Origin of the sequence: Streptomyces fagopyri, from assembly GCF_009498275.1 — a bacterium.
In the GTDB taxonomy this organism is placed as follows: domain Bacteria; phylum Actinomycetota; class Actinomycetes; order Streptomycetales; family Streptomycetaceae; genus Streptomyces; species Streptomyces fagopyri.
The window spans coordinates 3,778,710-3,799,831 of the sequence record NZ_CP045643.1 but is presented as its reverse complement, the minus strand read 5'-3'; the positions used below and the strand labels follow the sequence as shown (position 1 = coordinate 3,799,831).

The 21,122-nt window shown below is 70.4% G+C and carries 21 protein-coding genes; 11 read left to right on the top strand and 10 right to left on the bottom strand.

Going from position 1 to position 21,122, the window contains the following annotated elements; translation table 11 throughout:
* Positions 1-305 precede the first annotated feature (305 nt).
* Complete coding sequence (locus GFH48_RS16205) at positions 306-1,376, top strand: BMP family lipoprotein (protein WP_153288963.1); 1,071 nt, start codon at positions 306-308, stop codon at positions 1,374-1,376.
* 133 nt (positions 1,377-1,509) lie between these two features.
* On the opposite strand, the gene GFH48_RS16200 is transcribed toward GFH48_RS16205, so the two are convergent.
* Positions 1,510-1,854 (bottom strand): hypothetical protein, encoded by a 345-nt coding sequence (locus GFH48_RS16200; RefSeq protein WP_153288962.1) that lies wholly within the window; start codon positions 1,852-1,854, stop codon positions 1,510-1,512.
* Positions 1,855-2,224: 370 nt separating this feature from the next.
* On the opposite strand from GFH48_RS16200, the gene GFH48_RS16195 reads away from it, so the two are divergent.
* From GFH48_RS16195 to GFH48_RS16170, 6 genes are all read left to right on the top strand, one after another.
* The gene (locus tag GFH48_RS16195; RefSeq protein WP_153288961.1) at positions 2,225-3,274 is read left to right on the top strand and encodes a BMP family lipoprotein; all 1,050 of its coding nucleotides are present in this window, start codon (positions 2,225-2,227) and stop codon (positions 3,272-3,274) included.
* A 170-nt stretch (positions 3,275-3,444) separates the two neighbouring features.
* Entirely contained in the window at positions 3,445-5,190 is a 1,746-nt protein-coding gene (locus tag GFH48_RS16190) for an ABC transporter ATP-binding protein (protein ID WP_381921526.1), read from the top strand.
* The gene (locus GFH48_RS16185) at positions 5,187-6,317 is read left to right on the top strand and encodes an ABC transporter permease (protein ID WP_153288960.1); all 1,131 of its coding nucleotides are present in this window, start codon (positions 5,187-5,189) and stop codon (positions 6,315-6,317) included. The genes GFH48_RS16190 and GFH48_RS16185 overlap by 4 nt, the downstream gene beginning before the upstream one ends.
* A complete protein-coding gene (locus tag GFH48_RS16180) occupies positions 6,314-7,576 on the top strand; it encodes an ABC transporter permease (RefSeq protein WP_153288959.1) in 1,263 nt (420 codons plus the stop codon). Before GFH48_RS16185 ends, GFH48_RS16180 begins: the two co-directional genes overlap by 4 nt.
* Positions 7,573-8,001 (top strand): cytidine deaminase, encoded by a 429-nt coding sequence (locus tag GFH48_RS16175; protein WP_228120617.1) that lies wholly within the window; start codon positions 7,573-7,575, stop codon positions 7,999-8,001. The genes GFH48_RS16180 and GFH48_RS16175 overlap by 4 nt, the downstream gene beginning before the upstream one ends.
* A 79-nt stretch (positions 8,002-8,080) precedes the next feature.
* Positions 8,081-9,364 (top strand): thymidine phosphorylase, encoded by a 1,284-nt coding sequence (locus GFH48_RS16170; RefSeq protein ID WP_153288958.1) that lies wholly within the window; start codon positions 8,081-8,083, stop codon positions 9,362-9,364.
* A 380-nt stretch (positions 9,365-9,744) separates the two neighbouring features.
* Here the strand turns inward: GFH48_RS16170 and GFH48_RS16165 are convergent, their stop codons facing one another.
* A complete protein-coding gene (locus GFH48_RS16165) occupies positions 9,745-10,665 on the bottom strand; it encodes an AEC family transporter (RefSeq protein WP_153288957.1) in 921 nt (306 codons plus the stop codon).
* Positions 10,666-10,812: 147 nt separating this feature from the next.
* Here GFH48_RS16165 and GFH48_RS16160 point away from each other — a divergent pair, with 147 nt between their 5' ends.
* On the top strand, positions 10,813-11,199 hold the full coding sequence (locus tag GFH48_RS16160) for an STAS domain-containing protein (RefSeq protein WP_153292935.1): 387 nt from the start codon (positions 10,813-10,815) through the stop codon (positions 11,197-11,199).
* Here the strand turns inward: GFH48_RS16160 and GFH48_RS16155 are convergent.
* Together GFH48_RS16155 and GFH48_RS16150 are read right to left on the bottom strand one after the other, a co-directional pair.
* Complete coding sequence (locus GFH48_RS16155) at positions 11,101-12,093, bottom strand: sigma-70 family RNA polymerase sigma factor (RefSeq protein WP_153288956.1); 993 nt, start codon at positions 12,091-12,093, stop codon at positions 11,101-11,103. The genes GFH48_RS16160 and GFH48_RS16155 overlap by 99 nt on opposite strands.
* 206 nt (positions 12,094-12,299) lie before the next feature.
* Positions 12,300-13,583 carry an MFS transporter gene (locus tag GFH48_RS16150; protein ID WP_153288955.1) on the bottom strand — a complete coding sequence of 428 codons (1,284 nt, stop codon included), beginning with the start codon at positions 13,581-13,583 and terminating at the stop codon, positions 12,300-12,302.
* 62 nt (positions 13,584-13,645) lie between these two features.
* Here GFH48_RS16150 and GFH48_RS16145 point away from each other — a divergent pair, with 62 nt between their 5' ends.
* Positions 13,646-14,632 (top strand): LysR family transcriptional regulator, encoded by a 987-nt coding sequence (locus GFH48_RS16145; protein ID WP_153288954.1) that lies wholly within the window; start codon positions 13,646-13,648, stop codon positions 14,630-14,632.
* On the opposite strand, the gene GFH48_RS16140 is transcribed toward GFH48_RS16145, so the two are convergent.
* A complete protein-coding gene (locus GFH48_RS16140) occupies positions 14,626-15,387 on the bottom strand; it encodes an alpha/beta hydrolase family protein (protein WP_153288953.1) in 762 nt (253 codons plus the stop codon). The two genes, GFH48_RS16145 and GFH48_RS16140, sit on opposite strands and share 7 nt — an antisense overlap.
* 113 nt (positions 15,388-15,500) lie before the next feature.
* Here GFH48_RS16140 and GFH48_RS16135 point away from each other — a divergent pair, with 113 nt between their 5' ends.
* On the top strand, positions 15,501-16,655 hold the full coding sequence (locus GFH48_RS16135; protein ID WP_153288952.1) for an adenosine deaminase: 1,155 nt from the start codon (positions 15,501-15,503) through the stop codon (positions 16,653-16,655).
* 141 nt (positions 16,656-16,796) lie between these two features.
* Positions 16,797-17,150: an ATP-binding protein gene (locus GFH48_RS16130; protein ID WP_153288951.1), complete on the top strand. Its 354-nt coding sequence runs from the start codon at positions 16,797-16,799 to the stop codon at positions 17,148-17,150.
* A 115-nt stretch (positions 17,151-17,265) separates the two neighbouring features.
* Here GFH48_RS16130 and GFH48_RS16125 read toward each other — a convergent pair whose 3' ends face one another.
* The 5 genes from GFH48_RS16125 to afsQ1 form a co-directional block, all read right to left on the bottom strand.
* On the bottom strand, positions 17,266-17,466 hold the full coding sequence (locus tag GFH48_RS16125) for a PspC domain-containing protein (RefSeq protein ID WP_153288950.1): 201 nt from the start codon (positions 17,464-17,466) through the stop codon (positions 17,266-17,268).
* 93 nt (positions 17,467-17,559) lie between these two features.
* Positions 17,560-18,111 carry a VanZ family protein gene (locus tag GFH48_RS16120; protein ID WP_153288949.1) on the bottom strand — a complete coding sequence of 184 codons (552 nt, stop codon included), beginning with the start codon at positions 18,109-18,111 and terminating at the stop codon, positions 17,560-17,562.
* 136 nt (positions 18,112-18,247) lie between these two features.
* Positions 18,248-18,877 carry a hypothetical protein gene (locus tag GFH48_RS16115; protein WP_153288948.1) on the bottom strand — a complete coding sequence of 210 codons (630 nt, stop codon included), beginning with the start codon at positions 18,875-18,877 and terminating at the stop codon, positions 18,248-18,250.
* Entirely contained in the window at positions 18,874-20,445 is a 1,572-nt protein-coding gene (locus tag GFH48_RS16110; protein ID WP_153288947.1) for a sensor histidine kinase, read from the bottom strand. The genes GFH48_RS16115 and GFH48_RS16110 overlap by 4 nt, the downstream gene beginning before the upstream one ends.
* Positions 20,442-21,119 (bottom strand): two-component system response regulator AfsQ1, encoded by a 678-nt coding sequence (afsQ1, locus tag GFH48_RS16105; RefSeq protein ID WP_153288946.1) that lies wholly within the window; start codon positions 21,117-21,119, stop codon positions 20,442-20,444. Before afsQ1 ends, GFH48_RS16110 begins: the two co-directional genes overlap by 4 nt.
* Between the last annotated feature and the right edge of the window lie 3 nt (positions 21,120-21,122).

Sequence of the window (21,122 nt, the reverse complement as noted above, 5' to 3'; positions counted from 1 at the left end):
CGCGGGACGCCGGCGCGGGGATGGCGCGAAAAGGCCTGCGTGCCCCGAGTGATGCGAGGGGCACCCGCGACGCCGGTCCGACCGATGCCCTGATCGGTGCCCCTTCGTCCACTTGCGTCACCCTGTCGTAACGGGTGGCGGGCAAACGTAACCCGGTGGCGGCACGGTTCGATAACGGCCAGGAGGAATCCCGTTCCCCTGCCCTTCTACGCGCGTTACTGTGCGCCGGAATCGCTGCGGTGCGGCGTGTTGGGGAAGCGGACCGGCGACGGCCGTGGGGATGAAGGGTGCTTGCTGTGCGTCTGATGTCTCGGAGGACCAGGTTCTCCCAAGCAGCGGTGGCCGTCTCGGTCATCGCCCTCGCGGCCGTGGGTTGCGGTAAGTCCAGCACCGACTCGTCCGGTGGCGGTTCGGACAAGAGCTCGTCGGGTTACTCGGGCAAGGGCATAGGCCTCGCCTACGACATCGGCGGCAAGGGCGACCAGTCGTTCAACGACGCCGCGTTCGCCGGTTTCCAGAAGGCCGAGGCGGAGTTCAAGATCGGCGGCCGGGACATCGAGCCGCAGGACGGCGAGTCCGACGCGGACAAGGTTCAGCGTCTGGAGCAGCTGGCCAAGTCGGGCTACAACCCGGTGATCGGTGTCGGCTTCGTCTACGCCCCGGCGATCAAGGAAGTCGCGGCCAAGTACCCGAAGGTCACCTTCGGCATCATCGACGACGAGCAGGACAAGGCGGCCAACATCGCCGACCTGGTCTTCCACGAGGAGCAGGCCTCCTACCTCGCGGGTGTCGCGGCGGCGAAGGCCACGAAGAAGAACCACATCGGCTTCATCGGCGGCGTCGACATTCCGCTGATCCACAAGTTCGAGGCGGGCTTCGACCAGGGCGCCAAGTCGGTCAACCCGAAGATCAAGATCGAGTCGCAGTACCTGACGCAGACCCCGCAGGAGGGTGGCTTCGCCAGCCCCGACAAGGGCAAGGACGCGGCGGCCGGCCAGATCGAGAAGGGCGCCGACGTGCTCTACCACGCGGCCGGCCTGTCCGGTCAGGGCGTGATCTCCCAGGCCGCCGCCAAGAAGGTGTGGGCCATCGGCGTCGACTCCGACCAGTACGCGCAGAGCTCCCTGGCCAAGTACAAGGACTGGATCCTCGGCTCGGCCCTGAAGAACGTCGGCGGCGCCGTGTACGACCTGGCCAAGTCCGTCGTCGACGGCAAGCCGCTGAACGGCGTCGTCCGCGGTGACCTGAAGTCGGGCGGCGTGGGCTTCGCCGACACCAACCCGAAGTACAAGGCCATGCCGGACGTCGTCGCGGCCGTCGACAAGGCCAAGCAGGACATCATCGCCGGCACGGTCACCGTCAAGACGACCCCGTGAGGCGTGTCCGTGGTCGCTGACCGCGGAAGAGGAGCCCCCGGCCCGATGTACGGGCCGGGGGCTCCCCCGTGCGTGCGCGCGGTCGTCCCCCCGTCGTCCGCGAGCGCGCGGCGCGGCTCGGGCGAACCGGTGACTAGACCGGTTCCTCCGTCTCGACGGTGACCCGGTACACCTCGACACCGGACGTCCTCGTGTCGGTGGTGCAGACCGCCTTCGACGTCTCGCCGTGGCGGGTGCTCACCCACTTGCCGTACACGTTGGCCTTGTCGCCGCGGGGTCCGATGCAGACCACCTTCACGCGGTGCTCACTGAGGCGGGTGTTCCCCCCGGTGCATTTGGCGTAACCGGTCGAGCGGTCCGCGGAGATCCGCGTACTGCAGGTCGACGCGGCCATGGCGGGCGTCGCGACACCGACCACGGTGCCCGACAGCACGACACCGACACCTATCGCGGTGGCGGTGAACTTGTTGAGTTTCACGATCCCCCTTGGATCAGAAGCGATTGCGGCGGGCTGGTCCGGCCCGCTGCCGCAGGCTGGTCCGGCCTGCGGAGATGCGCATCTCGACCAGGGATTCTTCCGGTGGTTACCTGTCGAAAAGATCCGACCTGGGAAGGATCTTGGGATGTGTGGCGGTCTGGTACATGACACCGGAGGGGCGGCTGCCGGGCCCGGAGGGCGGGCGGGTTTGCCGAGCGGACGCGTCCGGTGTGTTCGGCGGCTGTTCGCCGAGGGTTCAAAACGGTCGGATAACACTCTGGCAAGGTGGGTTCTCTGCTATGTCTACGCGCGTTACGCTGCGGCGGAATCAGCGCCTGGTCTGGGCGCCTGCACAAAAGGAGTCACGTTCATGCGCCGGGTGTCCCGAATCGCGGTTGCGGGCGTTGCAACCGCATCCCTCGCCGTTGCTCTCTCCGCCTGTGGCGGCTCGTCCACCGATGCCTCCAGTGGCGGCTCGGCCAAGGGTAAGGGCATCGGTCTCGCGTACGACATCGGCGGCAAGGGCGACCAGTCCTTCAACGACGCCGCGTTCGCCGGTTTCCAGAAGGCCGAGAAGGACCTCAAGATCGGCGGCCGGGACATCGAGCCGCAGGACGGCGAGTCCGACGCGGACAAGGTTCAGCGTCTGGAGCAGCTGGCCAAGTCGGGCTACAACCCGGTGATCGGTGTCGGCTTCGTCTACGCCCCGGCGATCAAGGAAGTCGCGGCCAAGTACCCGAAGATCACCTTCGGCATCATCGACGACGAGCAGGACAAGGCCGCGAACGTCGCCGACATGGTCTTCCACGAGGAGCAGGCCTCCTACCTCGCGGGCGTGACCGCCGCGAAGACCACCAAGAAGAACCACATCGGCTTCATCGGCGGCGTCGACATCCCGCTGATCCACAAGTTCCAGGCCGGTTACGTCCAGGGCGCCAAGTCGGTCAACCCGAACATCAAGATCGAGTCGCAGTACCTGACGCAGACCCCGCAGGAGGGTGGCTTCGCCAGCCCCGACAAGGGCAAGGACGCCGCCGAGGGTCAGATCGACGCGGGCGCCGACGTGCTCTACGCCGCCGCCGGCCTGTCGGGCCAGGGCGTCATCCAGTCCGCCGCCTCGCACAAGGTGTGGGCCATCGGTGTCGACTCCGACCAGTACAAGCAGGACGCGCTGGCCAAGTACAAGGACTACATCCTGACCTCGGCCACCAAGGACGTCGCCGGGGCGGTCTACAACCTCGCGAAGTCGGTGCAGGACGGCAAGCCCGAGACCGGCGTCGTCCGCGCCAGCCTCGCCACCGGCGGTGTCGGCCTGGCCGACTCGAACCCGGCGTTCAAGAACAACGCCGACCTGCAGGCCGCGCTGAAGAAGGCCGAGGCCGGCATCAAGGACGGCTCGATCACGGTCAAGACCTCCTGATCCGAGGCTCGATCCCCGCCAGGTCACGACGTCATCACCAGACGTCGAAACCATGGCCATGGCGACGCTGAAATGGCAGCGTTACGGCCACGGAACGGGGTGTGGGGAGGATGCTCCTCGCGCCCCGTTCGCGCGGCAGAATGCTCGGACCGCACCGAAATTGATCGCGAATGATCACCTTCGGTCCGTCCGGGCACTATTTAAAGCAGGGGCGCTACGCGCGTAGATGGCCCCTTTTCCAAGGAGAGTGCGCCATCGACGCGTCCAGCAGCCCTCCCCTCACCGCGCAGTCGACCGCGGTCGAGCTGGCGGGGATCACCAAGCGGTTCCCGGGTGTGGTGGCCAACCACGACATCCATCTGAGTGTCCGGAAAGGCACGGTCCACGCTCTCGTCGGCGAGAACGGTGCCGGCAAGTCGACGCTGATGAAGATCCTCTACGGCATGCAGAAGCCGGACGAGGGCACGATCGCCGTCGACGGCGAGCAGGTCACCTTCTCGTCGCCCGCCGACGCCATCACGCGCGGTATCGGCATGGTCCACCAGCACTTCATGCTCGCGGACAACCTCACCGTCCTGGAGAACGTCGTCCTGGGCAGCGAGAAGCTGTACGGCATCGGCGGCGGCGCCCGTAAGAAGATCAAGGAGATCTCGGACCGGTACGGGTTGAACGTGCGCCCGGAGGTGCTCGTCGAGAGCCTCGGCGTCGCCGAGCGCCAGCGCGTCGAGATCCTCAAGGTCCTCTTCCGCGGCGCCCGCACCCTGATCCTGGACGAGCCCACCGCCGTACTGGTGCCGCAGGAGGTCGACGCGCTCTTCGACAACCTGCGCGAGCTCAAGTCCGAGGGCCTGGCCGTCATCTTCATCTCGCACAAGCTGGGCGAGGTCCTGTCGGTCGCCGACGAGATCACGGTCATCCGGCGCGGTACGACGGTCGGTACCGCCGTTCCGGCCGAGACCACCCCCCGTCAGCTCGCCGAGATGATGGTCGGCAGTGAGCTGCCGACCCCGGAGACCGCCGAGTCGACGGTCACGGACAAGCCCGTGATCGAGGTCGAGGGCCTCACCGCCTACGCGGAGGGCGGTGCCTCCCTCGGCGAGCTGGGCGAGCCGACGGGCGCCGGTCTGGTCACGGAGGACAGGGCCGAGACCGCCGGCGCGGTGCGACGCGTCCTCGACGACATCACCTTCACCATCCACGCGGGCGAGGTCATGGGCATCGCCGGCGTCGAGGGCAACGGCCAGACGGAGCTCATCGACGCTCTGATCGGCCTCAAGCACGCCGACTCGGGCTCCGTCTCCTTCCTCGGCGAGGAGATCACCGGCTGGCCCACCCGTAAGCGCCGCGAGCAGGGCATCGGGTACATCCCCGAGGACCGCCACCGGCACGGCCTGCTGCTGGAGTCCCCGCTCTGGGAGAACCGCATCCTCGGCCATGTCACCGAGCGCCCCAACGCCAAGGGCTTCTGGCTCGACATCAAGGGCGCCCAGGACGACACCAGGCGGATCGTCGAGGAGTACGACGTCCGCACCCCCGGCATCGACGTCACCGCCGCCTCGCTCTCCGGCGGCAACCAGCAGAAGCTGATCGTCGGCCGCGAGATGAGCCACAAGCCGCGCTTCCTGATCGCCGCCCACCCCACCCGCGGTGTGGACGTCGGCGCGCAGGCCGCGATCTGGGACCAGATCCGCGAGGCCCGGCGCGAAGGCCTGGCCGTGCTGCTGATCTCGGCCGACCTGGACGAGCTGATCGGCCTGTCCGACACCCTCAGGGTGATCTACAACGGCAGGCTCGTGGCGGACGCCGACCCGGCGACCATCACCCCGGAGGAACTCGGCTCGGCCATGACCGGCGCCGCCTCCGGACACCTGGAGCACGTAGCGGAAAGCGCCGCCCCGGAGGACGAGGCCCGATGAAGAAGTTCGACAAGGAGCGCGTGCTCCTCGCGGTGGCCGGCCCGGTCATCGCACTCGTCACGGCGATCGCGCTGACCTCGGTCGTGCTGCTCGCCTCGGGCAAGAGCGCGTTCGAGCCGTACTCCCTGATGCTCCAGCAGGCGACGTACTCCGACACCCAGGTACTGATCGTCAACCAGGCGTCGCTGTACTACATCGCGGCACTCGGCGTGGCCATCGGCTTCCGCATGAACCTGTTCAACATCGGTGTGGACGGCCAGTACCGCCTCGGCGCGATGATGACCGCCGTGGTCGGCGCGCACCTCGCGCTGCCGTCCTTCCTGCAGATCCCCGTGCTGATGATCGTCGCCATGTGCACCGGCGCGTTCTGGGCCGGTATCGCGGGCGTCCTGAAGGTCACCCGCGGAGTGAGCGAGGTCGTCGCGACGATCATGCTCAACGCGATCGCCACCAGCCTCATCGGCTACCTCACCGCGGAGAACATCTGGGGTGTGCAGGTCGGCAACAACAACACGACCGGCATCATGAAGAAGTCCGGCTGGTTCCCCGGCATCGACCTGGGCTCGGACGTCGGCACGATCTACGGCATGGTCTTCCTCGCGGTCCTCCTGGGCGTCCTGTACTGGCTCGTCCTCAACCGCACCCGCTTCGGCTTCGACCTGCGCGCCACCGGTGCCTCCGAGGAGGCCGCCGCCGCCTCCGGTGTCGACGCCAAGCGGATGGTGCTCACCGCGATGCTGATCTCCGGCGCGATCGCCGGCCTCTCCGGACTGCCGCTTCTCCTCGGCGACGCCCACACCTACAGCCTGAGCTTCCCCGCCGGCCTCGGCTTCACCGCCATCGGTATCGCGCTGCTCGGCCGCAACAACCCCGGCGGCATCGCCCTCGCCGCACTCCTGTGGGCCTTCCTCGACAAGGCGTCCCCGGCTCTCGACTACGCGACCCCGGTGGCGTACGAGAAGGAGATCGCCACGATCATGCAGGGCCTGATCGTCTTCGCGGTCGTCATCTCGTACGAGGCCGTCCGCGTCTGGGGCCTGCGCCGCCAGCAGAAGCGGGTCGGCGAGGAACTGGCCGCCGCGGCCGCCGCCAACAACAACTCCCCGAAGGAGGTGGCTGCCCGATGAGCACCGTGACCGTCGCCAAGCCGCAGGCGCAGCAGCCCGGCAAGGGCAGCCGCCGAATGTCCCTGCCGGTACTCCTGCTCGTCATCGCCGGTGTACTGATCCTGACCTCGATCGTCCGCCTGATCACCGGGGCCGACGGCATCACCTCCACCGGACAGATGTCCACGGCGCTGCGTCTCGCGGTGCCGATCGGCCTCGCGGGCCTCGGTGGTCTGTGGGCCGAGCGCGCGGGCGTCGTCAACATCGGCCTCGAAGGCATGATGATCCTCGGCACCTGGTTCGGTGCCTGGGCGGGCTACCAGTGGGGCCCCTGGACCGGTGTCGCCTTCGGCATCATCGGCGGCTGCCTCGGCGGCATCCTGCACGCCATCGCCACCGTGACCTTCAACGTCAACCACATCGTCTCCGGTGTGGCCATCAACATCCTGGCGCTCGGCACCACCCGCTACCTCTCGAAGTTCACGTTCGAGGACGCGCCGCAGGGTTCCTCGAAGCAGTCTCCGCCGATCGACTCGCTCGGCACCTTCGACATCCCAGGACTGTCCAGCTGGCTGTCCACCCTCAACGGGAAGCACTGGTTCCTGGTCTCCGACATCGCGGGCCTGCTCGGCGGACTGGTCACCGACCTCTCGCCGCTCACCCTCGTCGCGGTGGCCCTCGTGCCCGCCACCTGGTGGGTGCTGTGGCGCACGGCCTTCGGCCTGCGGCTGCGCTCCTGCGGTGAGAACCCGGTGGCCGCCGAGTCCCTCGGTGTCAACGTCTACAAGTACAAGTACATCGCCGTGATCATCTCGGGCGGCTTCGCCGGCCTCGGCGGCGCGTTCCTGTCCATCGTGGCGTCCAACGTCTACCTGGACGGCCAGACGGCCGGTCGCGGCTACATCGGTCTCGCCGCGATGATCTTCGGCAACTGGATGCCGGGCGGTCTCGCCCTCGGCGCGGGCCTGTTCGGCTACACCGACAGCCTCAACCTGCGCGGGGGCGGCACCAACGTGCACGCGCTGATCCTGCTCATCGCGATCCTGCTGGTGTTCGCCGTGGCCTACCTGGCATGGAAGAAGCGGATCGTGCCCGCGGTCGCCACCGCCGTGGTCTCGGCGCTGATGTTCGTCTGGTACCTCGCCACCGACGAGGTCCCGCAGCAGTTCGTGAGCGCCACTCCGTACGTCGTGACCCTGCTCGTGCTCTCGCTGTCCGCCCAGCATCTGCGGATGCCGAAGGCGGACGGCTTGCCGTACCGGAGAGGACAGGGCAAGTGACCTCCCCGGAGGCCGGATCCGTGGAGCCCGGATCCCGGGAGGCCGACTGGGAGACCCTGCGGGAACTCGCGCGGGACGCCATGTCCCGCGCCTACGCCCCCTATTCGGGGTTCCCGGTGGGTGTCGCGGCGCTCGTCGACGACGGCCGGACGGTCACCGGCTGCAACGTCGAGAACGCCTCGTACGGCCTCGGGCTCTGCGCCGAGTGCGGTCTCGTCTCCCAGCTGCAGAACACCGGGGGCGGCCGGCTGACGCACTTCACCTGTGTCGACGGGCGGGGCGAGATCCTCGTGCCGTGCGGACGCTGCCGCCAGCTGCTGTACGAGTTCGGCGGCCCCGGCCTGCTCGTGGAGACGCCGGCCGGGATCCTGCCGCTCTCCGAGATGCTGCCGCAGGCCTTCGGGCCGGAGAATCTCACCAAGTAACGCCTGCGCGGCCCCTCCCGACGACCTCACCACCGTCGGGAGGGGCCGCGGATTTTCGTAAGTCTTCGGAAGGAAAGTCATGGCCATGGACGCCGTCTCCGTCATCCGCACCAAGCGGGACCGCGGTGAGCTCAGCGACACACAGATCGACTGGGTCATCGACGCGTACACCCGCGGCGAGGTCGCCGACTACCAGATGGCCGCCCTCAACATGGCGATCCTGCTCAACGGCATGAACCGCCGCGAGATCGCCCGCTGGACCGCCGCGATGATCGCGTCGGGCGAGCGCATGGAGTTCTCGTCGCTGTCCCGTCCGACCGCCGACAAGCACTCCACGGGCGGCGTCGGTGACAAGATCACGCTTCCGCTGGCTCCGCTGGTCGCGGCGTGCGGTGCCGCGGTGCCGCAGCTGTCCGGGCGCGGCCTCGGCCACACCGGGGGCACGCTCGACAAGCTGGAGTCGATCCCCGGCTGGCGGGCGCTGCTCTCCAACGACGAGATGCTGCACGTCCTCGACACCACGGGCGCGGTGATCTGCGCGGCGGGTGACGGTCTGGCCCCCGCGGACAAGAAGCTCTACGCCCTTCGTGACGTGACGGGCACGGTGGAGGCGATTCCGCTGATCGCGTCCTCCATCATGTCGAAGAAGATCGCCGAGGGCACGGGTTCGCTGGTGCTGGACGTGAAGGTCGGCACCGGCGCCTTCATGAAGACCATCGAGGACGCCCGGGAGCTGGCCTCCACGATGGTCGGCCTGGGCACGGACCACGGGGTGCGCACCGTCGCGCTGCTGACGGACATGTCGACCCCGCTGGGTCTGACGGCCGGCAACGCGCTGGAGGTGCGGGAGTCCGTCGAGGTGCTGGCGGGCGGCGGTCCCTCGGACGTCGTCGAGCTGACCATCGCCCTGGCGCGCGAGATGCTGGACGCGGCGGGCGTGAAGGACGCGGACCCGGCGAAGGCGCTCGCCGACGGTTCCGCGATGGACGTGTGGCGCCGCATGATCGCCGCGCAGGGTGGTGACCCGGACGCCGAGCTGCCCACCTCGCGCGAGCAGCACGTGGTGACGGCGGCGTCCTCGGGCGTTCTGACCCGCCTCGACGCGTACGACATCGGTATCGCCGCGTGGCGGCTGGGTGCCGGGCGTGCGCGCAAGGAGGACCCGGTGCAGGCCGCGGCCGGTGTCGAGCTGCACGCCAAGCCGGGTGACTCCGTCACCGCGGGCCAGCCTCTGCTGACCCTCCACACCGACACGCCCGAGCGTTTCGCTTACGCGCTGGAGTCGGTCGAGGGTTCGTACGACATCGCGGCCGCGGGTACGGAGTTCACGGCGAAGCCGATCGTGCTGGACCGGATCGCCTGATCCCACGGGGACCACGAGGAGGGGCCGGGCGCGGGGCGCACCGGCCCCTCCTCGTGTGTACCGGCCTCGGTTCGGTACGGCGTGTGCGTTTCTGCCGGGGGCGGGGGCGGGTGCGCGTCTGCTGCGTGGGGGGTACGGCTGTGGTGGGGCGGGGCCGTGCCGGTACGTCGAGCCCGTCGCCGTCGGATCAGGGGTGGGCCGGGCACGGGAGCCGTTGCTCGATCCGGGCGTGAGCGACGGGCTGCGACGTACCGGCACGGCCCCTCCCGTGCGTCGCCGGGTGCGCGTCTGCGGGTGCGGGTGCGTGGGGGTGGGCTGTTGTCGGTGCGTCGAGTTCGTCGGCGGTGGGTCAGGTGTGGGGCGGGGGTGCGGTTGGTGGGTCAGCCGAGTGCGGTTGCTATGACCACCAGGGCGGGGACGGAGAGGATCGTCGACAGCAGGATCGACTCGCGGGCGAGTGTCTCGCCCACGAGGTAGCGCGAGGCGTAGGTGAAGAGGTTCTGGGCGGCGGGCAGCGCCGAGGTGACCACGACGTCGAGCAGGGGCGCGCCGTGCAGCCCGAAGACGCCGGCCGCCAGCGCCCAGGCCACGGCGGGCTGGCCGACCGCCTTCAGCAGGACGGACAGCAGCACCGGGTGACGGTCCGCGCCGCGGCCGGGCAGTGTGCTGCCGCACAGGGAGATGCCGAAGGCCAGCAGTACCGCGGGCACCGACATGTTCCCGATCAGGGTGAGCGGGTCCATGACGGGTCCCGGCACCCGCAGGCCGCTCGCCGACACGGCTACCCCGGCGAGCGAGCCGACGGCGATGGGGTTGCGCAGGGGCGTGACGAGCCGCAGCCACACCGAACCCTTCTCGCCCGGCCCCGACAGGTCGAGGACGGTCAGCGCGACCGGCGTGACCACGATCTGCTGGAACAGCAGCACGGGCGCGACCAGCGAGGCGTCACCGAGCACGTACACCGCGATCGGAATGCCGAGGTTGCCGGAGTTGACGTAACTGGAGCACAGGGCGCCGATCGTCGTCCGGCCGACACCCCAGCCGCGTACGGCACCGACCACGACGAAGGCGCCGGCCGCCGCGGCCGTGCTCATGGCGGTGACCAGCAGCCGGCTGGAGAAGATCACCGACAGGTCGGCGCGGGCGAGCGTGGTGAACAGCAGGGCGGGGGAGGCCACATGGAAGGCGAGCTTGGTCAGTACCTCCCGGCCGTTCTCCCCGAGATAGCCCCGCCGGCCGATCAGCCAGCCGACGCCGATGACGACGGCGATCACCGCGAACCCGGTCAACACCCCCTGCACGGGCCCTCCTTGCGGGACGGGAGGCGGCCTGGCGGGCGGTCGGGCACGGGTTCGTGGGGCATACACCCAACCCTCCGGGGAAGGCCGGGCGCGGGTCAATGTGATCCTTACGGCATGACCGAGGGCGAGGCCGGCCGCCGGGCCCCGATGAGTTCGGCCGACCCGGCCGGTCTACCGATCGTGGACGCCATGACACCCGCCGTACTCGTGCTGCCCGCCGCCGTCACCCGTGACGAGGTGCCGCGGCTCTGCGCCGACGTGCGCGCGCGGCTGGCGGCTACGGGTGGCGGAGTGGTCGTCTGCGACCTGGCCGGGCTGGGGCCGCCCGGCCTCGCCACCGTCGACGCCCTGGCCAGGATGGAGCTGGCCGCGCGCCGGGCCGGTGGACGCATACGGCTGCGCGATCCGGCCCCGCCGCTGCGGGCCCTCCTCGATCTAGTGGGCCTCCGCTTCGAGCTGGAGGGGCAGACCGAAGAGCGGGAACCAGCGTCCGGTGTCGAGGAAGCAGTGGAATCCCGTGATCCGGCCGTCTGAGATCTCCAGGGCCTGGATCGCCCAGGCGCTGAAGCCGCCCTTCTCCGGGTCCGGCTTGTAGTGGGCGAAGCCCGGCAGGCCGTTCACCGACACCGGGAGCAGACGCGAACCCGCGCAGGAGGCGCCGAGCGTCGTCATGAACCCCGTGATGTCGCCGGGGCCGCGCAGCCAGAGGTCGAACGGCGGCATCGTCATGATCGCGTCCTCGTGGAGGATGGCGGTCAGGGCCGTCATGTCGTACCCCTCGAACGCGGCGACGTAGCGCTCCAGGAGCTTCCGCTGCTCCTCGTCGAGCGGGTCGGAGACGGCGCCCGGGGTGCCCTCCCTCTCCGCGAGAGTGGCGCGGGCCCGCTGCAGCGCGCTGTTGACCGAGGCGACCGTGGTACCGAGCAGCTCGGCGACCTCGCTCGCCTTCCACGCGAGGACCTCGCGCAGGATGAGCACGGCCCGCTGCTTGGGCGGCAGCTGCTGGAGGGCGGCCATGAACGCGAGCCGCACCGACTCCTTGGCCACCGCCGCCTCGGCCGGGTCGCTGATGGTGGGCAGCACACGGGCGTCGGGCACCGGCTCCAGCCACGTGTTGTCCGGGCGCGGGGTGAGCGCCGCCTGGGCGAGCGGGGAGGGGCCGGTGAGATCCATGGGCCGGGCCCTTCTGTTGCCGGCGTTCAGCATGTCCAGGCACACGTTCGTGGCGATCCGGTACAGCCAGGAGCGTATCGACGAGCGGCCCTCGAACTTGTCGTAGCTCCGCCAGGCGCGGACCATCGTGTCCTGCACCGCGTCCTCCGCCTCGAAGGAGGAGCCGAGCATCCGGTAGCAGTATCCGGTCAGCTCGACCCGGTGCTTCTCCAGCCGGACGTCCAGGTCTGTCGTCGTCGCCGTACCGTCGCTCATGGCCAACCCACCCCTGTGGCTGTTCCCGTCGCGCCGTCGCTTCGCTGCGCCGGCACCTCGGAAGCTACCGCAGCCCACTGACAATGACCCACGGAGTGGGAAAAGGCGCAGGCCGGACCGGTTGGCTCAGGGGCCTGGGCGCACTCCTGCGCCTTTCGCCCGCGCGTTCGCCGCTTCGGTCCCCGCGGGTGCGGCGACGGGCCGGGTCAGTGCGCCAGGACCGGGTTGCGGGCCGCCCGGGTCCGCGCCGCGTGCGAGCCGAAGAGGGTGATCGACACGACACCGAGCACCGCGAGCAGCCCGAGCACCACCGTGCCGCCCCAGCCGCCCGAGTGGAAGGCGACGGCGCCGAGGGTGCTGCCGGCGCTGGAGCCGATGTAGTAGGCGGACTGGTAGAGGGCGGAGGCCTGCGCGCGGCCCTCCTTGGCGGTGTGGCTCACCGACGAGGACGCCACCGCGTGGCCCGCGAAGAAGCCCGCGGTGATCAGGACCAGGCCGAGCAGGACCAGCGGGAGGGAGTCGGCCAGCGAGAGGAGGAGCCCGGCGGTGGTCGTGCCGCCCGCCAGGTAGAGCGAGCCGCGCCGGCCCAGGCGGTCGACGAGCCTGCCCGCGGTCGACGCCGACACCGTACCGACCAGGTAGACCAGGAAGATCGAGCCGATGACGCCCTGGGGGAGCGAGAACGGGGCGTCGGTCAGGCGGTAGCCGATCACCGTGTAGACCCCGCCGAAGACCATCATGAACAGCGCGCCGATCGCGTACAGCCGGCGCAGCAGGGGGTTGGCGAGGTGGCCGCGGACCGTGCGGACCAGTGCCCGCGGGCGCGGCGAGCCCGGTGTGAAGTGCCGGGGGGCGGGCAGCAGCAGCCGGAAGGCCACCGCGCACGCCACCGCGATCACGCCGATCGTGGCGACGGCGATCCGCCAGCCCCATTCCTGCGCGACCCAGCCGGTGATGACCCGGCCGCTCATCCCGCCGACGCTGTTGCCCGCCACGAAGAGACCGATGGCCGTGATCAGGGCCTTGGGGCGGACCTCCTCCGCCAGGTACGCCGTCGCCGACGCGGGCAGTCCCGCCAGCGCCGCGCCCTGCACCGCGCGCAGTGCCACCAGCGCGCCGATCGACGGCGCGAAGGGCACCAGCAGCCCGACCGCCACCGCGACGACCAGCGACGCCGTCATCAACGTACGCCGTCCGTAGCGCTCCGACAGCGCGCTCATCGGGAGGACGAAGAGCGCGAGGCCGCCCGTCGCGGCCGACACCGTCCAGCTCGCCTGGCTCGCGGTCACGCCGAGATCCGTCGAGATGAGCGGGAGGAGGGCCTGCGTGGAGTAGAGGAGCGCGAAGGTCGCGACACCGGCGAGGAAGAGGGCGAAGCTCATCCGGCGGTAGCCGGGCCCGCCCGGGGCCAGACGGGAGTCGGCGGACGCGGGGACGGCGGCTGCGGAGGCGACCACGGTGGTGGACGCCCCGGTACTTGCGGAAGGCATGCTTCGAAATTAGGCTCCCGCCATTCATCCGTCCAATGCATGGAATCGCCATAATCGTTCCCATGGCGCATCAGCAGAGGTCACAGGGTCACCTGTCACCGTCCAGTGACACAGAAGACATCGTCGCGGTCCTCGCTCCGCGGCTCGCGCACTTCGCCGGGGTCGCCCGCACCGAGCACGTGACGAGGGCCGCGCGGGAGATGCGGGTCCCGCAGTCGACCCTGTCGCGGGCCATGGTCCGGCTCGAACAGGACCTGGGCGTCGACCTGTTCGCGCGGCGCGGCCGTACGGTCTCCCTCACCCCCGCCGGCCGTACGTTCCTCTCCTCCGTGGAACGCGCCCTCGCCGAGATCGGGCGCGCCGCGGACGAGGTGCGCGCGGACGCCGACCCGGCCACCGGCAAGGTCGCCTTCGGTTTCCTGCACACGATGGGGTCGGAGACCGTCCCCGGGCTCATCCGCGCCTTCCGCGCCGACCACCCCGGAGTCCGCTTCAGCCTCGTCCAGAACTACGGCGAGGCGATGCTGGAGCGGCTGCGCTCGGGCGAGCTGGACCTGTGCCTCACCTCGCCCGTGCCCGACGAGCCCGACCTGGTGGGCCGTCTCCTCGAGGAGCAGAAGCTGCGGCTGGTCGTCCCCGCCGACCACCGGCTCGCCTCCCGCAGACGCGTGCGGCTGGCGGAGGCCGCCGAGGAGACCTTCGTGACCCTCGAACCCGGCTACGGCATGCGGCGCATCACCGACGACCTCTGCCAGGAGGCGGGGTTCCGGCCGCGGATCGCCTTCGAGGGAGAGGAGGCCGAGACGCTGCGCGGGCTCGTCGCCGCCGGTCTGGGCGTCGCCCTGCTGCCGCCACCGGCAGTGGCCCGCCCGGGAGTCGTCGAACTGACGGTCACCGCCCCGCGCGCGGTCCGCGAGATCGGGGTGGCGTGGCTGGACGGCCACCCCGACACCCCGCCCGTGGCGGCCTTCAAGAAGTTCCTGCTGTCACGCCGGGGCCGCCTGCTCCCGGAACAGGGCCCCGTCAGGGTCCCGGACGGCCCTCAGTGACGCAGCGCCTTCCCGAAGCCCGAGGCGAGCGGCATCCGCAGACCCAGCGGCGGCGGTGCGGCGAGCGCGTCCTCCAGCGGGCGGGACAGCCCGCGCCCGAACAGCGCCCCCATCACGAAGTCCTCGGCCAGCGCGTGGACTTCGGTCCGGTGCTGGTGCAACCCGTGCCCGTCGGAATGGACCTCGAAGCGGCAGACGTCGCGGTTGGACTTCTTGGCGCGGGCCGCGAGCCGGAAGGACAGTTCCGGGTCGGTGCGCTCGTCGTTGGTGCCGTGCACGATCAGCACGCGCCGCCCGGTGAGCTGTTTCACCGGTTCGGGTGGCGCCGCCACGTCCTCCTCGGGCAGCCAGGGTGCCAGCGCCAGCACGGAGTTGACGGCGGTGTGACCGGCCGCGCGCAGCGCCGCCCGGCCGCCCATGTCGACCCCGGCGAGGCAGACGGGGACGTCGCCGTAGCGGCGTACGACCTCGTCGGCGGCCCAGGAGGCGTCGCCCGCGAGGTGCGCCTCGCTGCCGTTCCAGCCGCGGAAGCGGTAGTGAACGACATGGGCGGCCAGGCCCTGCGTCTGTCCCGCGCGCGTGAGCCGGCGGCCCAACGCGCGTACGGAGGCGGTCGCCCACATGGGGGAGGGCCTGCGGCCGGAGGTCTCGTCGCCGCCCGGGAGCAGCAGGACCACTCCGCTGACCGCCGTCGGCTCCGGGCCCAGTGCCCTGCCCAGCCGGGCGCTGCGTACCGGCGTCGCTTGCTGTGCCATGACAGAACAGTGTCAGAAGTGACGGTGTACGCCACCCGTCCGCCGGGTCACCGTTACATATCGACGGATCGGGACAAGAGAACATCTACGCGCGTAGGGGCTACAGTGCGCGAATGACGAGCCAGATCCGGAACACCCCGAGCTCGGAACAGATCCGCCGGGCGCCCAAGGTCCTGCTGCACGATCACCTCGACGGGGGCCTGCGCCCCGGGACGATCGTCGAACTCGCCCAGGAGACCGGCTACTCGGGGCTCCCCGAGACCGACCCCGGCAAACTCGGCGTCTGGTTCAGGGAGGCCGCCGACTCCGGCTCCCTGGAGCGGTACCTGGAGACCTTCGCGCACACCTGCGCCGTCATGCAGACCCGTGAGGCACTGGTGCGGGTCGCCGCCGAGTGCGCGGAGGACCTCGCCGGGGACGGGGTCGTCTACGCCGAGGTGCGCTACGCCCCCGAGCAGCACCTGGAGCGCGGACTCACCCTCGAAGAGGTCGTGGAGGCGGTCAACGAGGGCTTCCGCGAGGGTGAGCGCCGGGCGCGGGAGAACGGCCACCGCGTCCGGGTGGGCGCGCTGCTCACCGCGATGCGGCACGCGGCCCGCTCGCTGGAGATCGCCGAACTGGCCAACCGTTACCGGGACATGGGTGTCGTCGGGTTCGACATCGCGGGGGCCGAGGCCGGCTTCCCGCCCACCCGGCACCTCGACGCGTTCGAGTACCTCAAGCGCGAGAACAACCATTTCACCATTCACGCGGGCGAGGCCTTCGGGCTGCCGTCCATCTGGCAGGCGCTCCAGTGGTGCGGGGCGGACCGGCTCGGCCACGGTGTCCGGATCATCGACGACATCGAGGTCGCGCAGGACGGCTCGGTGACGCTCGGGCGCCTCGCCTCGTACGTCCGCGACAAGCGCGTCCCGCTGGAGCTCTGTCCCAGTTCCAACCTCCAGACCGGCGCGGCCGACTCCTACGCCGAGCACCCGATCGGGTTGTTGCGGCGGTTGCACTTCCGGGTCACGGTGAACACGGACAACCGGCTCATGTCCGGGACCAGCATGAGCGGTGAATTCGAGCATCTTGTCGACGCGTTCGGTTATTCGCTCGACGATCTCCAGTGGTTCTCGGTCAATGCTATGAAGTCAGCATTCATTCCTTTCGATGAACGACTCGCGATGATCAATGACGTGATCAAGCCCGGATATGCCGAGCTGAAGTCCGAATGGCTGTTCCAGCAGACTGCTTCCACCAGGGGTTCTTCGGAGGATCAGGTCTGAGCGAAGCAGCGGTGACGGGTCCGGTCTTCACTCATTCTCCATGACTCGACCGGTTTTCGATGTTTGCGGAGTGCCGCTTTGCGTGTTTACGGTTTTGGACCGCTCACCTCCCCGTCACACGGATCCAAGGACGCATTCCATATGAAGCAGTCTGCTGCCAAGACCCTCGGTGTCGCCGCTCTCGGTGCCGCTTTCGCCGCCGCGGGCGCCGGCGCCGCGAACGCGGCACCGGCCGTGCCGGACGCCTCCTCGGCGCTGGGCACCGTCACCCAGGCGCTGCCCACGCAGAACCTGGCCGGTGCGCTGCCGGGCGCGGGCCAGGCGCTTGCCCAGGGTCAGAGCGCGCTCGGTGCGGGTGTGGCGGCCGCCCAGCCCGCCGCCGAGAAGGTGCTCGCGAGCGGTCCCACCGCGCCGGTGGCCGGACTGCTCGGCGGCCTGCCGCTGCAGGGCCTGCCGACGCACGGCCTGCCGGTGAACGGACTGCCGCTCGGCTGACGCGCACTCCGCGGGCCCCGGCCCGCACACGCGACAACGCCGGTGGGGCGCACCCGACTCGGGTGCGCCCCACCGGCGCTTCGTGCCGTCCGGCGAGAACCTCGCCGGCGCGTGACTACCAGGCGGTGCGGACCTTGTCCTCGGACGGGAACAGGATCCACAGCGCTATGTAGAGCAGGAACTGCGGGCCGGGCAGCAGGCAGGAGAGTACGAAGATCACGCGCATCGTCGTCGCGGAGGTGCCGAAGCGCCGCGCCAGCGCTGCGCACACTCCGCCGATCATCCGGCCGTCGGTGGGGCGGGCAAGGGCGCTCATGAGGACTCCTTCGTGAACCGTGGCTGCGTGTGTGCCGGACGTCCGGCCTCGATGTCTTCAACGCTACGGTGACGAAGCGGACGAAGCGTCGCTCTACGGTGCGATGCCGACCCTGGGAATCGTCGGGGTCCGACCCTGAACCGTGTCCTCCCGGGGGAGGGCCGCGCGGCGCCTGGTCTCGGCCCGGCGGCGGAGCCGCACCCTGGCGGCGGGCACGATCGCGGCATGGGCCAGTGCCACCCCGACGGTGTTGAGCAGCAGCGAGTCGACGTCCACGACCTGCCCGGGAACGCCGGTCTGCAGCAGCTCTATGCCCAGCGAGAGCAGGGCGCCGGCGGCGATCGTGCGGACCAGGGACCCGAGGGGGGACGCGGACAGCCTGCCGCCCGCCAACGGGAGCAGGACACCGAGCGGGGCGAGCAGCCCCAGCCCCTCGCCGATGCGGCGGGCGGCCTGCGCGGGACCCAGGGCGAGGTCCGCCCTGATACCGGCGAACGGGCGCAGGTTCGCGGGGCTCACCCAGGGGACGTCCAGGGGGCGCAGCGTGATCCAGGCGACGAGCGCGAGATGCGCGACGAGGAGGAGAGCTCCTGCCGCACGGACGCGGATCACGGCGCTGCCGCCGCCTTCGCCTTGACGTTGCACGCCTCCCAAGACGCGGCGGCCGGCAGGATCGGTTCCGGGTTGTCGGCGGGCTTGGCGCCCAGGGGTGAGGCGTGCGCCACACACACGGTTCCCCGGGCTCTCCGCGGAGGCCGGGGAGACACCCCTGGTCCGGTGGTCAGGAGCCGTCGAGCGCCGTGGACGGCGGGGACTTCGTGGCGGGGTCGGAACGGACGTCCGACGTGCACCGGTAACGGCGCAGCGCGGTCGCGTCGGGGCCGCCGAGGATCACCGAACCGTCGTCCTCCGCCGCGGCGGAGTCGGAGAAGGTGCAGACGATCTGGGCCAGGGCCGCCGGGGTCAGTTCCCGGGGCGGGGTGCTCAGCCGGAGCGCGTCCTCCGGCTCCTTCGGGCCGCGCGGGCGGGGCCCGCTCACCGTCATGCCGCCGCGCACGTCCGTCGTGTACCCCGCCTGCTGCTCCGGAGTGGAGGGCGACCCGGCGAGCTCGTCGAGGAGCCCCTGCGCCACCAGGACACGCCGGGCGCCCTCCGTCGCGCCGTCGGGCACCCGTACGGACCGGTCGACGGTCACCAGCTGTCCCGAGCAGAGCAGGAACACCTGCACCGGGATGCCGCGGGAGGCCTGGGTGGTGATGTCCGGGCCGGACAGGGTGCACGGGACCCGGGAGGGCGCCGGACCGAAGTCCGTGGGGACCTGGGTGGAGCGGATGCCGCAGCCCGCGAGCAGCAGCGCGAGGAGCGGGACGGCCGGCCACCGGCGCGCGCCTCGACGTCGTACGGTCGTCATCCGGCGCCGCCCTCCGTGCCGTTCCCGTTCCGCTCGCGTTCGTCGTCGGCGAGCAGCTCCGAGTCGCCCTGCGGAAGCCGGAGCGTGAACACCGCGCCCCCCTCGGGGGAGTTCGCGGCGGTGATCTCGCCGCCGTGGATGTGCGCGTTCTCCAGGGCGATCGACAGTCCGAGGCCACTGCCCTCGGAACGCGGGCGGGAAGCGCTCGCCTTGTAGAAGCGGTCGAAGACGTGCGGCAGGACGTCCTCGGGGATGCCCGGACCGTGGTCCTGGACCTCGATCAGCAGGTCGTCCGCCTCTTCCCGGACCGAGACGCGTACCGGACTGCCGCCGTGCTTGAGCGCGTTGCCGATCAGGTTGGCCAGGATCACGTCGAGGCGGCGCGGGTCGAGACGCGCCATGATGCCGCGCTCCGCGTCCAGGTCCACCGCGTCCAGCCAGGCGCGGGCGTCGATGCAGGCGGTGATCTGGTCGGCGATGTCCACGTCGTCGAGGACGAGCCGGGCGGTGCCCGCGTCGAAGCGGGTGACTTCCATGAGGTTCTCGACCAGGTCGTTCAGACGGCGGGTCTCACTGACGACCAGACGCACGGCGGGCTCGATCATGGGATCGACGCTGCCGGTCTCCGCGTCCAGCTCCTCCTCCAGGATCTCCGTCACCGCGGTGATCGCGGTGAGGGGCGTACGGAGTTCGTGGGACATGTCCGCCACGAAACGGCGGGACGCCTCGTCGCGGGCGCTCATGTCCTCGACGCGCTTCTCGAGCGCCTCCGCCGTGTGGTTGAACGTCCGTGACAGATCGGCGAGTTCGTCCGTCCCCGACACGCGCAGCCGGGTGTCGAGCTTGCCCTCGCCGAGGCGGCGGGCGGCGATGCCGAGGCGGTGCACCGGCTTCAGGACCGTCGTCGCGGCGGCCTGCGCGAGCAGCGCCGAGCCGATCAGGGCGAGGCCGGTGGCGATACCGAGCGACCAGGCCAGCGAGTTGAGGTCCTTGGCCTCCGGCTCCAGCGACTTGAGCATGTAGCCGGTCGTGGTCCCGCCGATCACCTTGGCCCCGCCCACCAGATACGGCTTGTCGTGGTCGGTGACGCGCTGCCAGTACAGGTGATAGGCCGACTTGTTGTTCGAGGAGAGCGACTGCTGCTTGTTCACCGCCTTCTGGAGGGACGCGGGCACGTCCTCCAGCGTGAAGGTGTCCAGCTCCGAATTGCCCACCACGGTCCTGCCGCTGTTGTCCTGGGCCACCAGCAGCACGCTGAAGCGCTGGCTGCTGTTCGCCATCTGCCCAGCGGCGCGCTGCAGTTCGTCCTGCGCCGGGCGCATCGGCAGCAGGCTCGCGTGGTTGCGCATCTCCTGCTGGAAGTCACGCAGCACCGCGTCCTGCGTACGCGTCAGCACGGCCTCGCGGTTGAGCCAGTAGGCGATGCCGGACGCCGACACCGCGGCGGTGAGCGCGACGAGTCCGAAGACGACGACCAGCCGCAGCCGCAGACTGGTGAAGCGGAGACCCGCGAGTATCGCCTTGCGCGCCGCGGCCCAGCCGCGGAGCCCGTCCTGCGGTGGGGTCACTGAGGACTGTCCAGCCGGTAGCCGACCCCGCGGACCGTACGGATGAGCGTGGGGGAGGACGGGACGTCCTCGACCTTCGCGCGCAGCCGCTGCACACACGCGTCCACCAGACGCGAGTCGCCCAGGTAGTCGTGCTCCCAGACCAGTCGCAGCAACTGCTGGCGGGACAGCGCCTGTCCGGGACGGCGGCTCAGCTCCAGGAGCAGCCGCAGCTCGGTGGGCGTCAGCTGGAGGTCCTCGCCGTTCTTGGTGACCGTCATCGCCGCCCGGTCGATGACGAGGGAGCCGAACGACGCCGAGTCGTTGGCCTCGCGCTCGCCTCGGCGCAGCACGGCCCTGATACGGGCGTCGAGCACCCGTCCCTGCACCGGTTTGACGACATAGTCGTCGGCGCCGGACTCCAGCCCGACCACCACGTCGATGTCGTCGCTGCGCGCGGTCAGCAGAATGATGGGCAACTGGTCCGTGCGCCGGATGCGCCGGCACACCTCGAACCCGTCGATGCCGGGCAGCATCACATCCAGCACGATCAGGTCCGGCCGCTGCTCACGCAGCAGCTTCAGACCGTCCTCGCCGGTGGCAGCGGTGGCCACACGGTGTCCCTGGCGAGTCAAAGAGAGCTCCAGGGCCGTACGGATGGCGTCGTCGTCCTCGATCAGCAACAGGGAAGGCACGGA